The organism is Nocardia sp. NPDC051750 (assembly GCF_044453135.1).
In the GTDB taxonomy this organism is placed as follows: domain Bacteria; phylum Actinomycetota; class Actinomycetes; order Mycobacteriales; family Mycobacteriaceae; genus Nocardia.
In genome coordinates this window covers 208,200-223,477 of sequence record NZ_JBITCK010000006.1, presented here as the reverse complement: position 1 = coordinate 223,477, position 15,278 = coordinate 208,200, and the positions used below count along the sequence as shown (strand labels likewise).

The following is a 15,278-nucleotide window of genomic DNA, read 5'->3' as shown; positions in this document are numbered from 1 at the left end:
TTCGGGCGGGCGGTGTGACGCGTTCACGCGAGATCAGTGCATGAGCACCGGCGCGGGTGTATCCGAGTCGGTCTTCGCGACAGCGCTCGCCTTGCGGGGCAACAGCAGCGAGAAGCCGACCGTGACCAGGCACAGCACGAAGGCCACCCAGAAGCTGCTCGCGTAGGCGTCCGACATCTCGCCCAGCATCACGGCCTCGAACTTGTCGCCCAGGCTCGCGATGTACTGCAGCACCGAGGGGTCGGGCTGGCCGCCGGTTCGTTCTGCTTCCATCATCGCCTGGCCGGCCGACACCGCCTGCGAGTCCTGCATCCGGTTGGTCAGCACCACCGAGATCACCGCGACACCCACCGAACTGGCGATCTGCTGAATGATGTTCAGCAGCGTGGATCCGCGCGCCACCTGCGCCTCCTTCAGCGTGCGCAGCGCGGCGGTCATCAGCGGCATCATGGTCAGACCCATGCCGAGGCCCATGACGAACAGCACGCCGAGCACATAGAAGTAGGAACTGTCCGCCTCGATCTGGGTCAGGCCGAACATGGTCGCGGCGAGAATCGCCAAACCGACCGGTACGACCCGGCCCACCGGGACCTTGTCCACCAGCATGCCGGCGATCGGCATGGTGAGCAGCGACCCGATACCCTGCGGTGCCACCAGCAGGCCCGCCATCAGCGCGCTTTCGCCTCGCACCTGCTGGAAATAGGTCGGGATCAGCAACAGCCCACCGAAGAACGAGGCCGAGAACAGGAACATGGTGATGGTGGCGACAGTGAGGTCGCGGTTCTTGAACAGCCGCAGATCCAGCAGCGGATTCTTCGGCTTGAACGAGTAGACGACGAACGCGGCGACCAAGGCGCCACCCACCAGCATGGTGGCCCACACCTTCGGGGTGTTGATCGTGCCCTCCTCCGGGATGGAGGAAATGCCGTACAGGAACAGCGCCAGACCCGGCGAGAGCATCAGCATGCCGACGAAATCGAACCGTTCGGTGGGCTGTGCCTCGTCCCTGGGCAGGGCCCACCAGGCGTAGGCGATGGCGATCGCGCCCAGCGGCAGGTTGATCAGGAAGATCCAGTGCCAGGACGCGTCCTCGATGAGCCAGCCGCCCAGGATCGGGCCGAGAATCGGGCCCAGCAGCATCGGAACACCCAGGATGGCCATGAGCCGGCCCATCCGTTCCGGTCCCGCGGCTTTGGTCAGGATGGTCATACCGAGCGGCATGAGCATACCGCCGCCGAGCCCCTGGATCACCCGGAAGCCGATGAGCGCGCCGATGTTCCAGGACAGCGCGCACAGCACCGATCCGGCGGTGAACAGCAGCAGCGCCATCATGTAGAGGCGTTTGGTGCCGAATCGGTCGGCGGCCCAGCCGGTCAGCGGGATCACGGTGGCCAGCGCGAGGGTGTACGCGGTGACCGTCCACGCGACCGTGGAGTAGTTGGCGACATCGAATTCGGTCTGGAACGTCGGCATGGCGACGTTCACGACCGTGATGTCCAGAATGGACATGATCGATCCGAGAACCACGACACCGGCCAGTTTCAGGACCGATGCGTCGATTCTCTCCGGAGCCCCCGCGGCGGGCGCGGGGGCTGGGCTTGCGTTCACGAATTGTCTCCTGACGATGCTGGAGGGCACGCCACGACGTTGTGTACGGCCCCGGACTCGAGCACGGCGGTGAGGACCTCACGGAGGTCCGCGCGCAATGCGTCGGGCAGGCGGTGGACGACCTGGTCGATCGTCGCGCGGTGTATTGCGATCTGATCCCAGGCGAGGTGATGCCCGTGTTCGGTGGGGCCGACGAGTTTGACCCGCCGGTCGGTGGGGCTCTCCTCCCGGGTGAGCAGACCCAGGCGTACCAGCCGATCGACATTGCGACCGGCCGCGGTCATCGACAGTCCGAGTTCCCCTGCGATGGTGTGGATCGGCTGCGGCTCACTGTGCCGGACGACGCTGAACAGCACCCGGGCCTGGGCCAGGGTCAGATCCAGTTCGGCGAGCCGGTCGACCCCCTCCCACCGTCCTGGATCGCAGACCGCGAGCACGAAGTGCTCGATCAGTGTGCTCGTCTCCGCCTCACTTGCCACCGCGCGATGGTATGCGATTCCGGGATAGTCGCGGAAGCGGGATTATCGCGTATGTGATGGGAACCATAGGAGGTCGGAACTGTGCATCACGACCGCTGCGAGCCGGAACATCCGAGCGGGTGTCCATTCGCGAGTTCGAAGAAGTCCGTTCAGTCGCGACCGGCGGAATCGCCGGCCAGGAAGTCGCCGATCAGGCCGGCGACCCTGCCGGGTTGTTCCAGATGCAGGAAGTGCCCGGCGTCGGCCAGCGTTTCGGCGCGACCGCCGGCGGGCGCGATGACCTCGGGCACGCGCGCGGTGAGTATCGGATGAAGAGTCGTATCCGCCGAACCGTGCAGGTACAGCATCGGCACTCGCGGGGCCTGATCCCAATATCGATGGGGTTCGGCATAGGGCGCGGGTACCTTCCCCGCCACCCGGACGAACGCGCGGTAGTAGGACAGGGCGGCGGTCCGATGCGCACCCATCGGCATTGCGGCGAGGGCGTACGCGATATCGGTCTCGGCCGGGTATCCCGGGGACCAGTCGTGCCAGAGCCGGGGGACCAGACGGTCGAGTGCGCGTTCGGCGACCCCGGGCAGCTGATTGAACGTGATGTACCAGCTGTATCGGAGCTGCCGCAGATACGCACCCACCGAACGCGCGGCCGTCGCGGGCCGCGGTCGCATCGCCGGCACCGGCGGGACGGCCAGCGACACCACCCGCCGGAACGGGCAGTCCGGGTGGGCGGCAATCGTATTGGCCGTCAGTGCGCCCCAATCGTGGCCGATGAGCACCGCATCGTCCGGGGCGCCGAGCGCATGATGGAGCGCACCGGCATCGTAGGCGAGAGCGCCCAGGTGGTAGTCACCGTCCGCGGGTACGGCAGTCGGGGCATACCCGCGAGTGAACGGTGCGATCACCCGGAAACCCCGGTCGGCGAGCGCCGGACCGAGGTGCCGCCAGGTCCACGCACTGTCCGGAAAACCGTGCAGGCAGAGTGCGAGCCGGCCCTCCGGCGAACCCCAGGCCAGGGCTGTGACCGTCAGGTGCGGCAACCCGAACTCGAGGATCTCGGGCTCCTCCGTGTGCTGTCTGCTCATCCGGCGGTTCCTCCTTCGCGACTATCAGAGACGGTAGCCCCTCGTCTGTGGACCCCGCCCCGGCGTGAGCGCGGTCACCGAGGGCGGTATGCTCACACCCCCCGGGAGAGGTAGCTGTGCCGGTGCTGCGGGCGGGCTCGGAATTCCGCACCGCCGACAGGTTCGATGTCGCACAGCCGCGGGGTTGTTGATGTCATATGTGGCAATGTATTTGGGGATCGGAGGAGCAAGCCCATGGCGCGCAAGGTCGTCATCAGTTTGATCGATGACCTCGACGGCGAATCACCCGCGGCCGAGACTGTGGTGTTCGCTGTAGAGGGCGTGACGTACGAGATCGACCTGACCGAAGCCAACGCGGGGGAGTTGCGCGCAGTCTTCGGCAAATGGACCCCCTTCGCCCGCCGGGCCGGGCGAGCGGGGCGTACCAAACGGGAACGGCCGGGCCGGTCGCCCTCGGCGAGGGTGATCCGGGAATGGGCACAGCGTAACGGACACGAGGTTTCGGCGCGTGGCCGTATCCCAGCGGGGGTGCTCGCCGAATTCCAGCGGGTCAACGGCTAGGGGTACAGCCGGGGCCGCCGCTCTGCGGGTATCTCGGCCCCGCAGCGGCGGGAACTCTATGGGAAACGGGGCCGTACGTGGCCCCCAGCTGCGGTACACCCCGCTGGGCCAGGGCAATTCGGCCCAGCGGGGTGCCCGATGCGGGTTATCGGCTTCCGCCGGCCTAGGGCTTGTAGGCGATTCCGCCGACCATGACCCACTCCTCGGGGTACCGCTCGCGCAGTGGCGGGCCGGCGGGCCACCAGTCGTCGAGCTGAACCAGGCCCGGCGCAACGAGTTCGAGCCCGCCGAAGTATTCGAGGATCTGTTCGGAGGTGCGGTACCACCCTGAGCCCAGGCCTTTTTCGGTGAAGCGTCGTTCGAGTTCCTTGGCCAGTGCATGCAGTTCCGGATGCTCCGGCCCCGGATCGTGGAAATGGCTGATCGCCAGATATGACCCGTGCGGCAGCAATTCGACGTACTCGCGCATCAGACCCACGGGGTCGAACTCCTCGTCGATATGGTGGAGGAGCCCGCACAGGACGAGCCCGATGGGCCGGTCCATATTCAGATACCGGGTGATATCGGCCTTGCCGAGCAGTGTGCCGGGGTCGAGGAGATCGGCGGGAACGAAGTGGGTGTTCTCGTTCTGTTCGAGCAACACCCGGCCGTGCGCGTTGCACACCGGGTCGTTGTCGACATAGATGACGCGTGACTCGGGGTTCTGCTGCTGGGCGACCTCGTGCGTATTGGCCACCGTGGGCAGGCCGGCACCGACATCGAGGAACTGGTCGATTCCGGCGGGACCGGCCAGATACCGGATCACGCGATGTAACCAGCGGCGATTCATGATCGACACATCGCCCTGCCGCGGTGCGACTTCCAGGATCTGCTCGTAGGCGGCCCGGTCGACGTCGTAGTTGTCCTTGCCGCCGAGGCTGTAGTCGTAGACGCGGGCGATGCTGGCTCGGGTGGTGTCGACCCCGACAGGTTTACGAACGCCGGTCCGGGATCCCTGTTCGGTCATGTCGACCTCTCTCTGCGCGGTGCTGCTGACGAATGGATTGTGAGCGGACTATCGGCTATCCGCCGCCAGGGATGCTGCGCAGCGGTGGGGCGGGACGTTTGACGCCGACACCGCCGATCACGACCCGCTCTTCCGGTAGCCGTTCCCGTGCGGGAGGCCCCGCGGGCCACCAGTCCTCGAGTTCGGTGAATCCCGGCGGGAGGAGCTCCAGCCCGTCGAAATACTCGAGCTGTTCCTTACGGGTGCGGTACCAGCCGGAGCCGAGACCCATTTCGGTGAAGGCACGTTCCAGCTGCTTCGCCAGCGCGTGCAGTTCGGGATTCTCGTCGCCCGGGTCGAAGAAATTGGTGATGGCCACATACGACCCCACCGGCAGGCGGGAGATGTACTCGCGCATCACACCGGGCGGGTCGAGTTCGTCGTCGAGGTGGTGCAGCAGCCCGCACAGGATCATCGCGATCGGCCGGTCCGGGTCGAGGTGCTGCAGAACCTCCTTGTTCTCCAGCAGCGTGCCCTGTTCGAGTACGTCACCGGAGACGAAGTGGGTGTTCTCGTTCTGTTCGAGCAACACCCGGCCGTGCGCGTTGCACACCGGGTCGTTGTCGACATAGACAACCCTGGCGTCCGGATTCTCCTGTTGCGCAATCTGATGGGTGTTGCCGACGGTCGGCAGGCCCGCGCCGATATCGAGGAACTGATCGACACCGGCCGGACCGGCCAGATAGCGCACGACCCGGTGCAGCCAGCGCCGGTTCATCCGGGATACATCGCCCTGTCGCGGCGCGACACGCAGGATCTGTTCGAAGGCGGTGCGGTCGACGTCGTAGTTGTCCTTGCCGCCGAGGCTGTAGTCGTACACACGCGCGATACTCGGCCGGGTGGTGTCCACTCCGACCGGTTCGCGACCCGCTGCCCGAGGAGCCGGTTCGGCCATGAAAACCTCTCTCTACGTTATCGATCGAACAGGGCGATGGTAGAACCGCGCGACCGGGTGCCTGCGCTCAGGCTCCGTCGCCGCGTTCGAGAACCTTGCCCGGCAGCCAGCCGCCGCCCAGATGGGTGACCCGCCACCAGTCGATATCGACGACGATGGCGGTGACCGGAGTCGCGAAGAACGGCTCGATCTGTGGTTCTTTGCGCCGCAGCGCCTGGAAGGTCTCGTCCCGGTCGTTGTCCGCGAGCAGGGTCACCGTGCCCAGCCCCTGCGCGAACGGATCCGCGAGACCACCGGGCACCACCTTCACACCCACGTTGGGGTTCGCCCGGAGCTGATCCAGTGTCCGCCCGCTGTTCTCCAGAATGAACGTGAGCCGGAAGAGGTCCTCGTCGAGGTTGGCGAAGAAGGCGCTGGTGGCCCAGTTGACGCCGTCCTTGGAGGTCGCCAGATCGATGCTGGAATGGCTCAGGACCTCGGTGAGCTTTTTGCGGATTTCGGTGGCGGTGACATCGTCGGACATTCGGCCCTCCAGTTGTACTCGTTGTGCGGGTGGTGATTCGGTTCCGGAACGCCGATGGTTTGCGCACCGGAACGGGTGGGTTCAGGTCGCTCTCGCGCGACCCGCGCTCGAACAGGATCCGGAACGTGCCGGCCCAGCGGTCCGCGCCGGTATCGCGCGCGGCAAGCCCGAGGTCCGGAAACGCCGCGAAGGGGTTGTCGCCCAATCCTTTACGCAAGCGCCCGGGATCGATCGGACACTACGGGGTGGGTCTCCGGCGGGATGAGTGCGTGATGACAGCTCACGCTCCGCAGGCGTTCCCGGGCTCGCGGACCGCTCGATGGGGCAGTCCGGGTGACACGCGTACGAACCGGCCGGCCGGTTCTCGCGATTCGGGCGCGCAGCCAGTATGCTGGGTACCGAACCAGAGGTACCCGCTCCTGATTCCGGTGCCCTCATCGGTGTCATCTCCCCAGGTCTTCGTGGTTGTGAGGCCGGACCGTCGTGTCGTGGGGGAGTTTACGCAAGGAATCCCGATAGCGCGTGCAAACTCCCAAGATGCTACGTGTAAGTGGCGCTGTAGAATTCGAACGGTGGGCTCGCGGTGGTGAGTTGCCGTGAAGATGCCGGCTTACGCTCGGTATGGGCGCGTTATCGAAAACATGTGCTTTCCACAGAGTAGGATCGCGTGCCGACCGGTGCGGGTCGTCGGTGGGGGCGCCGTACGATGCAGCACAGCACGAACTGGCCAGAGGCGATCATGACAAACGAGCAGGACGATTCCGATATCCCGGAACAGGCGGAAGCCGACCGCGGGCCTACCGTATTGCGTATTTCGCTCGGTAGCCGCCTGCGCCGGCTGCGTGAGGCGTGCGGGATCAGCAGGGAGGATGCCGGCGAACATATTCGCGGATCGCACGCCAAGATCAGCCGGCTGGAGCTGGGTCGCACCAGATTCCGTGAGCGTGATCTCCTGGACCTGCTGAAGCTCTACGGTGTCGACGATCCGGAGAAGCTCGCCGTCTACCTGGATCTGATGAAGAAGGCGAACGATCCGGGATGGTGGCATCCGTTCAACGATGTGCTTCCCAACTGGTTCGAGGTCTATATCGGCCTGGAACAGGCCGCGACCACGATCCGTACCTATGAGGCGCAGTTCGTTCCGGGCCTGCTGCAGACCGAGGCCTATGCGCGTTCGGTGATCAAGCTCGGCAACGACGACGACACGGAACGCCGGGTGGGCATGCGGATGCGCCGCCAGGACATTCTCAGCCGCGTCGCGGCACCGACCCTCTGGGCGGTAGTGGACGAGAACGCGCTACGTCGCCCGGTCGGTGGCTACCCGGTCCTGCGCGGGCAGATCGAACATCTCATCACCGTGTCCGAGCGGCCGAATGTGAAGATCCAGGTCCTGCCGTACGCGGTGGGCGGACATCCCGCGGCCGGTGGTTCGTTCAGCATTCTGCGCTTCCCGGAACCCGAGCTGCCGGACATGGTCTACATGGAGCAACTCACCACCTCGCACTACCTCGAGAAGCAACAGGACGTCGAGGTGTACATGACGGTGATGAACAAACTCAGCGTTATCGCTCCCACGCCCGGCGAGAGTCGCGACTATCTGCGCACCGTGCTGAGCGAGCTGCCCGACGAGTGATCGGGGCGGCTCATGATGTCCGGCCGCAGGGCCTGACATCCGCCGGGGTAGGGGAGGGGCGGAAAACACTGGGCCACAGTGATGTCTACTGTATTCGGGGGCCACAGGTCTGTGCGTGGAGTTTCCTCGACGCTGTGTGACACCGTATCGAGGCGATTCCTACCGGGCAAAGCTTCATTCTCCTTCCTTAAATGGTCCTACGTAGATATGCGCATCTAAACATGTATACCAACTCCACGTGGCGGTGCTTCGACGACGCACCGCACGCCTACAACACCAAAAGGAATCAAAGACACTCATGATGGTAGGAAGGGTGCGTGGCCGCTACAGGTGATAACTCTGGCTCCGTTCGTTCCCGTGCCGTGTCGGAGGTGGTGGAGCTGGTCAGCGCGCTGATCCGCTTCGACACCTCGAATACCGGCGACCCGGCCACCACCAAGGGGGAACGGGAATGTGCCGAGTGGGTCGCGCAACAGTTGGAGGACGCCGGCTACACGACGGAGTACGTGGAGTCCGGGGCGCCGGGACGGGGAAATATTTTCGCGCGGCTGCCCGGGGCCGATTCCAGCCGGGGGGCCCTGCTGATGCACGGGCATCTCGATGTGGTGCCGGCCGAGGCCGCCGACTGGAGCGTGCATCCCTTTTCCGGTGCGGTGCAGGACGGATACGTCTGGGGCCGGGGCGCCATCGATATGAAGGATATGGTGGGGATGATGCTGGCGGTGGCCCGCCAGTTCAAGATCGAGGGTACGGTGCCGCCGCGGGACCTGGTGTTCGCGTTCCTTGCCGACGAGGAGAACGGCGGCAAGTGGGGGTCGCAGTGGCTGGTGGAGAATCGGCCGGATCTGTTCGACGGGGTCACCGAGGCAGTGGGGGAGGTCGGCGGATTCTCGTTGACGGTGCCGCGTCCGGACGGTGGGGAGCGGCGGCTGTATCTGGTGGAGACCGCCGAGAAGGGGCTCGGCTGGATGCGGTTGCGGGCGAAAGCGCGTGCGGGGCACGGTTCGTTCCTGCATGAGGACAACGCGGTGACCATCCTGGCGGCCGCGGTGGCCCGGCTGGGGACCCACACCTTTCCGCTGGTGCTGTCCGATTCGGTGGCCGAGTTCCTCGCGGCGGTGTCCGAGGAGACCGGGCTGGCATTCGACCCGGGCAGTAAAGATATCGAGGGGACGCTGGCGAAGCTCGGGTCCATTTCCCGGATCATCGGCGCCACCCTGCGGGATACCGCGAACCCCACCATGCTCAACGCCGGGTACAAGGCGAATGTGATTCCGCAGACCGCGGAGGCGGTGGTGGACTGCCGGGTGGTACCCGGCCGGCAAGCCGAGTTCGAACGTGAAGTGGACGAGCTGATCGGGCCGGATGTGGAGCGCGAGTGGATCACCAAACTCGATTCGTACGAAACGACTTTCGACGGCCATCTGGTGGACGCGATGAACGACGCGATCTTGGCGCACGATCCGCAGGGGCGTACGGTGCCGTACATGCTCTCGGGCGGTACCGATGCGAAGGCCTTCGCACATCTGGGTATCCGGTGCTTCGGGTTCGCGCCGCTCCGGTTGCCGCCGGAGCTGGATTTCGCTGCCCTGTTCCACGGGGTCGACGAGCGGGTCCCGGTGGACGCGCTCGAATTCGGCACCGATGTCCTGGAACACTTCCTGTTGCACAGCTGATCCGATTCGAAAGAGGAGAACATGGCCGACAACCCTTATGACGCGCTACCTTCGGTGCCGTCGTTCACCGTGATGTCCGCGGATGTGTCCGACGGTGCGACGTTGGGCAACGATCAGGTCAGTGGTGTTTTCGGTGCGGGCGGTAAGGATGTGTCCCCGCAGCTGAGCTGGTCGGGTTTTCCGGCGGAGACCAAGAGTTTCGCGGTGACGGTCTACGATCCGGACGCGCCGACGGCGTCCGGGTTCTGGCACTGGGCGGTCGCGGATATCCCGGCCTCGGTAACGGAACTGCCCGCGGGCGCGGGTAGTGAGGGCGGTTCGCTGCCCACCGGGGCGGTGACGTTGCGCAACGACGGCGGGTTCGCGGGTTATGTGGGTGCCGCGCCGCCCGCGGGACACGGCCCGCACCGGTATTTCATCGTCGTGCACGCGGTGGATGTGGAGTCGCTGGGGGTTCCTCCGGAGGCGAGTCCCGCGTTCCTCGGGTTCAACCTGTTCTCCCACACCGTGGCACGGGCGACCCTGGTGGGCACCTACGAGCAGAAGTAACTGTCGTGAGATGACTGTGGCCCCGGCATGATACCGGGGCCACAGTGCTTTCCGGTGTGTGGCGAACTGTGCCCGCGCCCGGTTCAGCCGCGTACGTCGATCACGGTTTCGGTCACCTGTTCGGCGTACAGCGCGGTGATCTGCGCGGCGTATTTCTCGGCGATCGGGGTGCGCTTGAGCGACATCTTCGGGGTGAGTTCGTCGCCGCCGGGTTCCCACACGGTGTCGACGATGGTGAATCGCTTGATCTGTTCGACCCGGGACAGTTTCGCATTACCGGCCTGGACCGCGGCGCGGATGTCCGCCACGATGCGGGGGTGGCGGGCGAGGGTGGCGATATCGGCGTCGGTGGCGCCGATATCCTTCGCGCGGACGGCGGCCATATCGGGGTCCAGCATGATCAGGGCGGTGATGTACGGTTTGGCGTCGCCGAGCGCGACGACCTGTCCGGCCAGGGACGAGGCTGCTTTGACGGCGTTTTCGATATTGCTCGGGGCGATGTTCTTCCCGCCTTCGTTGATGATGATCTCTTTCTTGCGATCGATGATCCGCAGGTAGCCGTCGGCGTCGAGAGTGCCGACATCGCCGGTGTGCAGCCAGTTGTCCGCGTCGAGGGCTTCGGCGGTTTTCTCCGGCATGCCCCGGTAGCCGTGGGTGATGATCGGGCCGCGGACGAGGACCTCGCCGTCGTCGGCTAGTCGCAGTTCGAGTCCGTCGACGGGGCGGCCGACGGATCCGGGGCGGGGTTTGTCGAGTTCGGTATAGGTGGCGACCCCGCTGGTTTCCGACATCCCCCACACCTCGGAGACGCAGAAGCCGAGTCCGAGGAAGAATTCGAGGGTTTCCGGGGGGATGGGGGCCGCGCCGGAGGAGGCCACGCGCAGTGCGTCCAGGCCGAGTGCGGCGCGCAGTTTGCCGAGTAGCAGCTTTTCGGCGAGGCGGTGCTGGATGGTGAGGAGCGGTCCGCGTCCGGTGCCGGCGAGATCGGCTTTCGCGGCGGCGATCCCGGTGGCGACGGCCCAGGTGGCGATGGCTTTTTTCGCGCCGGTTTCGGCGGCGAGCCGGGCTTCGACACCGCCTTTGATCTTCTGCCAGACCCGTGGGACGCCGAAGAAGACGGTGGGCCGGGCATCAGGCAGGGCGGCGGCGATTTCCCGGGGGTCGGGGACGGTGGTGATCTGGATGCCGGTGACGAGGTTGATGGCGTGTCCGGAGATCCGGTCGGCGACGTGCGCGGCGGGCAGGTAGGACAGTGCGCGGTCGTCCATACCGACGTCGAGGGGGCCGTTGCAGAGGGCGACGATCTGGGCGAGCACGTTGCTGTGTGTCAGTTCCACGCCTTTGGAGGGCCCGGTGGTGCCGGAGGTGTAGATGAGGGTGGCGAGGTCGCCGGGTTCGACGGCCTGCCAGGCGGCGTCGAAGTCGAATGCGGGGTCCGGGTTGCTTTCCAGCTCGGCGAGGGTGGTGGTGCCTTCGGCGGTGCCGTCGATGACGATCAGGTGTTCGAGGGCCACCCCGGCGGCCCGGATGGTGTCGAGGAACTGCTGTTCGGTGATGACGATCGTGGTGCCTGCGTTGGTGAAGACGTGCGCGATCTGTTCGGGGGAGCAGGTGTTGTAGACAGAGAACGGGGTGGCGCCGAGGTGCAGTGCGGCGGTGTCGAGCAAGTTGAATTCCGGCCGGTTGGTGAGCATGATGCCGACGGTGTCGCCGCGGGACAGGCCCAGCGCGGACAGGCCGGCGGCGAGGCCGCGGACCCGTTCGCCGTATTCGCGCCAGGTGATCTCCTGGGTGCCGCCGACGGTGCGCAGGGCAACGGCGTCGGGCCGGAGGGTGAGGGTCTGCTGGAAGGCCGCGGGCACCGTGCGGACGGTGGTGCCGGTGCGGTGGGTGTAGGAGATATCTGTTGTCATGGTCCGTTCCCGGGGTGTGGGGGTCCGCGGACTCACCGGTGGTGACGGGCGCCGGTCATCTGCCGACGACCGGCGCCACGTTAGTGACGCGGATCACTCATGGTATCCGGAGAACGGAAACGGTGGGAAGGTTCTGTCTGGGTCAGTGGATACTGGCGGCGATCTGCGGGTCCACGGTCCATTCGGCGGTGAACGCCGGCGCCGGCTCGGGTTCGCTCGTGGGGATCCAGTGCCCCCGCCGGCGGCGCTTGGCTTCCAGGTAGGCGGCCGCGCGGGCGCTGAGCGGCGGTGTGTAGAGCGGCTCGGCTTTCACTTCGATCCCGGCGCGAACGAGAGCGGCGACCTTGTCGGGGTTGTTGGTCAGGAGCCGCACCCGGGAGAGCCGGAGATCCTGCAGGCTCTTCGCCGCGTGCTGGTATCCACGGGAATCCACCGGGATGCCGAGATTGCGGTAGGCGGTGAAGGTGTCGGAGCCGGTGCGTTCGGCTTCCCGGTAGCCGAGCGCCTTGGCGATGAGTCCGGCGCCGCGCCCTTCCTGTTCGAGGTAGACCAGGACGCCGGAGCCGGCTTGCTGGATGAGATCGAGGGATTTGCGGAGTTCCGGGCCGCAGTCGCAGTCCTGGGAGTCCAGCGCCTCGCCGTAGAGGCACCGGGAGTGGATGCGCACGAGGCACCCGTCGACCGGGTCTCCGAAGACCAGAACATGGCCGAGGTCCGGATTGTCGTCGACGGCGAATACCCGAACCTGGGATTCGTGGCCGTTGCGGGTGAATCGGTGCCCGGTGTCGACGGCGGAGGTCTCCGCGGCTGCGGTCAAGGTCGATGCTCCTTCGGTGGTGTGTTCGGTACCGCAATGAGGGTGGGGCCGAGCTACCGCAGAGCTCGGCCCGCCGATCGGGGACATCGTTCCCGTGCGATGGCGGGCCGGTAGTCGACATTACGCCTGCCTGCGTCGACACGCACTTTGTGTACCGCGCGTCGGTGAGGTCCGCGAACCGGTGTCCGGGCCGCTCCGGGCACCGGTCAGTGCCTTTCGGCGGTGAGCCGGATTATCCGGTCCACTTCGCCGGCGGTCGGCATGGCCCCCGGGACGTCGCCGGCGAACGACTGAGTCGCCACCATGGCTGCGGTCGCCCACGTGTAGTCCTGTTCGTCCGCCACCCGGCGGGCGGGACCACTGTCGTCGGCTGCGGCCGGTGGGCGGGAGAGCAGCCGGTAGACGAGCGCGGCGGAGAACGCGCCACGCGAGCCGGGGACGTCGGTGAGGGCCGCCGCTTGAAAGCGGGGGATATCGAGAGCGAGCCGGTCGGATCGGACGGTGCAGCCGAAATCTTCGACGACGCAGACGGCGCGGGTGCCCAGCATCTGGAGTTGCTGGGCGATATGGGCGCCGGATTGGGCGGGGATATCGGGAACCATGCCGTCGAGTTCCTGGGTGGATCCGATGAGGTAGTCGACGGTGGAGAGGTAGCGGTAGAGGATCTGGGGTTGCTCGACTTCGCCCGCGGTGAGCAGGAGGGTCGGCCGTTGCGTGAGGGTGTGCAGGGTCGCCAGGACGTATTCGATTGCGGGCAGTGGTGGTTCGAGGGTGGCCAGCACGGCGTCGGTTTCGGTGAGTGCGGCGCGGACCTCCGGGCCGGTGAGCTCGGCGGCGGTCAACCGGATGCGGTCGTCTTGGCAGATGATGGTGCCCGCGACGCCGGTTCTGGTGACGATGAGCGCCGTCAAGGGGGTGCTGACGTCGGGAACGACCGTGACGAGTGAGGTGTCGACCTTCTCGGCGCGGAGGTAGTCGAGGATGCGGTGACCGGCTTCGTCGTCGCCGACCGCGCTGATCAGCCGGACGTCGATACCGAGGCGTGCGGCGGCGACGGCGCGGTCGAGTCCTTTGCCGCCGGGGTTGTCGGTGAATCGGCCGCGGGCGAAGCCGCGGGCGTCGGGGATTTCGTCGACCTGGTAGACGTGGTCGATCACGGCGTCGCCTACGACGGTGAGAGTGCCGACCTTGCCGTCGATCCTGCCGCCGGTCCGGTGCTGCGTGGTGGCGCGGGCGAATCGGGAGTCGGTGTAGACGTTGCCGGTGACCAGAAGTGCGGCCAGGGCGGTGAAGGCGCGACGTTCGGGGGTGGCGCGCAGGGAGCGCACGGTGGGGGCTGGGGGGATGGAGTCGGCATCGGCGATTTCGTGGAGCCGGCGCCAGTGTGCGGAGAGGTATTCGCGGCGGTCGCCCAGGTCCTGGGAGTAGAGGTCGTCGGGGTCGATACCGGTGGTTTCGGTTCCGCGGAGCAGGCCGAGGGAGAGTTCGGCGTCGGTGATCACGCGGTAGGTCGGTGGAAGCCGGCGCGCGAGTTCGCGAACGACCGGGAGGACGGCGGCGCTGGGGGTGGTGCTGTGCGCCGCGGCGTACCGCCGGATGACCGGGAGGTCCAGGAGGGGGGTGATATCGATTTCGGTGGTGCTGAGGCGGTCGGGGCTGAGTCCGGAGCGTTTGCAGAGCCGGGTCAGGATATTGCGGATGGCGACGATGGCGGTGTCGTCGGTGGGGGCCATACCGCACACCTTTCTTGGTGTTTCGCCGTCGCCGAGGGGTTTCGACCCGGTCAGTATCGGCAATAACCATAGTGCAGGACGGCGTTTGACATTGGATTGACTCGCGGAACTGTCAAATGACACACTTGAATCAGCGTTTTCCCTCGAATCAGAGGAACGGGAGGGCCTGGTGATGACAATGACGACAGCCCGGTTCCGCGGACACCGTTATCCAGCACGTCGACGCGTCGCCTGTGCCGGGACGGATCCGGAGGCGTCCTCCGCGACGGCGCGCCGAGCGCGCCGGTCCGCCCTTACCCGACGGCAGTGATGCCGCGCCGGCCGGTTGGCCCGGCTCGGTCTCGGTGCCGAGCCCCCTGAGGAGGCAGCTGTGGCTATCCATATCACCGACTGGTTGATGACCAGTGGTATCTCCCCCGAATTCGCCGAACGTGTGCAGACCCGTCACGGATCGTCGTGGCTGTTGAGCTGGTTGCCGCAACGGTCGCTGTCGTTCGAACAGGCCTATGCGGCAATGGAACTCGACGAGATTCTGTCCGATCCGCGACTGGTGCACGACACCGCGGCGCTGACCCGCGCCCAGCAGCAGGTGGAACTGGTGGGACTGGTGTGGGAGCAGGTGGTCTATCTGCTCGCCAACCGCGTCGAGGCGCGATTGATGGAGGCACAGATCCTGCTGGACCACCCGGGTACCGAGCCCGCCCCGTACCGGGACGACCCCGGAGCCATCCGGAGCGGCTCGGCCGCATGATCCGGCGGCCGTG

14 protein-coding genes are annotated in these 15,278 nt (G+C 66.4%); 5 read left to right on the top strand and 9 right to left on the bottom strand.

The window, feature by feature from the left end:
- Positions 1–33: 33 nt before the first annotated feature.
- From ACIA75_RS25860 to ACIA75_RS25850, 3 genes are all read right to left on the bottom strand, one after another.
- Positions 34–1,608, bottom strand: a complete 1,575-nt coding sequence (locus ACIA75_RS25860) for a DHA2 family efflux MFS transporter permease subunit (RefSeq protein ID WP_397108333.1) — start codon at positions 1,606–1,608, stop codon at positions 34–36.
- Positions 1,605–2,087, bottom strand: a complete 483-nt coding sequence (locus ACIA75_RS25855) for a MarR family winged helix-turn-helix transcriptional regulator (protein WP_397108331.1) — start codon at positions 2,085–2,087, stop codon at positions 1,605–1,607. The genes ACIA75_RS25860 and ACIA75_RS25855 overlap by 4 nt, the downstream gene beginning before the upstream one ends.
- A 149-nt stretch (positions 2,088–2,236) precedes the next feature.
- The gene (locus ACIA75_RS25850) at positions 2,237–3,169 is read right to left on the bottom strand and encodes an alpha/beta fold hydrolase (RefSeq protein WP_397108329.1); all 933 of its coding nucleotides are present in this window, start codon (positions 3,167–3,169) and stop codon (positions 2,237–2,239) included.
- A 234-nt stretch (positions 3,170–3,403) separates the two neighbouring features.
- On the opposite strand from ACIA75_RS25850, the gene ACIA75_RS25845 reads away from it, so the two are divergent.
- Complete coding sequence (locus tag ACIA75_RS25845) at positions 3,404–3,730, top strand: Lsr2 family protein (RefSeq protein WP_397108327.1); 327 nt, start codon at positions 3,404–3,406, stop codon at positions 3,728–3,730.
- A gap of 163 nt (positions 3,731–3,893) precedes the next feature.
- Here ACIA75_RS25845 and ACIA75_RS25840 read toward each other — a convergent pair whose 3' ends face one another.
- The 3 genes from ACIA75_RS25840 to ACIA75_RS25830 form a co-directional block, all read right to left on the bottom strand.
- Complete coding sequence (locus ACIA75_RS25840; protein ID WP_397108325.1) at positions 3,894–4,736, bottom strand: SAM-dependent methyltransferase; 843 nt, start codon at positions 4,734–4,736, stop codon at positions 3,894–3,896.
- 55 nt (positions 4,737–4,791) lie between these two features.
- Positions 4,792–5,670: an SAM-dependent methyltransferase gene (locus ACIA75_RS25835; RefSeq protein ID WP_397108323.1), complete on the bottom strand. Its 879-nt coding sequence runs from the start codon at positions 5,668–5,670 to the stop codon at positions 4,792–4,794.
- Positions 5,671–5,737: 67 nt separating this feature from the next.
- Positions 5,738–6,193, bottom strand: a complete 456-nt coding sequence (locus tag ACIA75_RS25830) for a hypothetical protein (RefSeq protein ID WP_397108321.1) — start codon at positions 6,191–6,193, stop codon at positions 5,738–5,740.
- Between the two features lie 739 nt (positions 6,194–6,932).
- On the opposite strand from ACIA75_RS25830, the gene ACIA75_RS25825 reads away from it, so the two are divergent.
- From ACIA75_RS25825 to ACIA75_RS25815, 3 genes are all read left to right on the top strand, one after another.
- Complete coding sequence (locus ACIA75_RS25825) at positions 6,933–7,826, top strand: helix-turn-helix domain-containing protein (protein ID WP_397108319.1); 894 nt, start codon at positions 6,933–6,935, stop codon at positions 7,824–7,826.
- 317 nt (positions 7,827–8,143) lie between these two features.
- Positions 8,144–9,502: a M20/M25/M40 family metallo-hydrolase gene (locus ACIA75_RS25820; protein WP_397108317.1), complete on the top strand. Its 1,359-nt coding sequence runs from the start codon at positions 8,144–8,146 to the stop codon at positions 9,500–9,502.
- A 21-nt stretch (positions 9,503–9,523) separates the two neighbouring features.
- A complete protein-coding gene (locus tag ACIA75_RS25815) occupies positions 9,524–10,051 on the top strand; it encodes a YbhB/YbcL family Raf kinase inhibitor-like protein (protein WP_397108315.1) in 528 nt (175 codons plus the stop codon).
- 83 nt (positions 10,052–10,134) lie between these two features.
- On the opposite strand, the gene ACIA75_RS25810 is transcribed toward ACIA75_RS25815, so the two are convergent.
- From ACIA75_RS25810 to ACIA75_RS25800, 3 genes are all read right to left on the bottom strand, one after another.
- Positions 10,135–11,964, bottom strand: coding sequence for an AMP-dependent synthetase/ligase (locus ACIA75_RS25810; protein ID WP_397108313.1), 1,830 nt, complete (start codon positions 11,962–11,964; stop codon positions 10,135–10,137).
- Between the two features lie 142 nt (positions 11,965–12,106).
- On the bottom strand, positions 12,107–12,781 hold the full coding sequence (locus ACIA75_RS25805) for a GTP cyclohydrolase II (protein ID WP_397108311.1): 675 nt from the start codon (positions 12,779–12,781) through the stop codon (positions 12,107–12,109).
- 206 nt (positions 12,782–12,987) lie between these two features.
- A complete protein-coding gene (locus tag ACIA75_RS25800) occupies positions 12,988–14,514 on the bottom strand; it encodes a carbohydrate kinase family protein (protein WP_397108309.1) in 1,527 nt (508 codons plus the stop codon).
- Between the two features lie 370 nt (positions 14,515–14,884).
- On the opposite strand from ACIA75_RS25800, the gene ACIA75_RS25795 reads away from it, so the two are divergent.
- Positions 14,885–15,265, top strand: a complete 381-nt coding sequence (locus ACIA75_RS25795) for a hypothetical protein (protein ID WP_397108307.1) — start codon at positions 14,885–14,887, stop codon at positions 15,263–15,265.
- Positions 15,266–15,278: the final 13 nt, after the last annotated feature.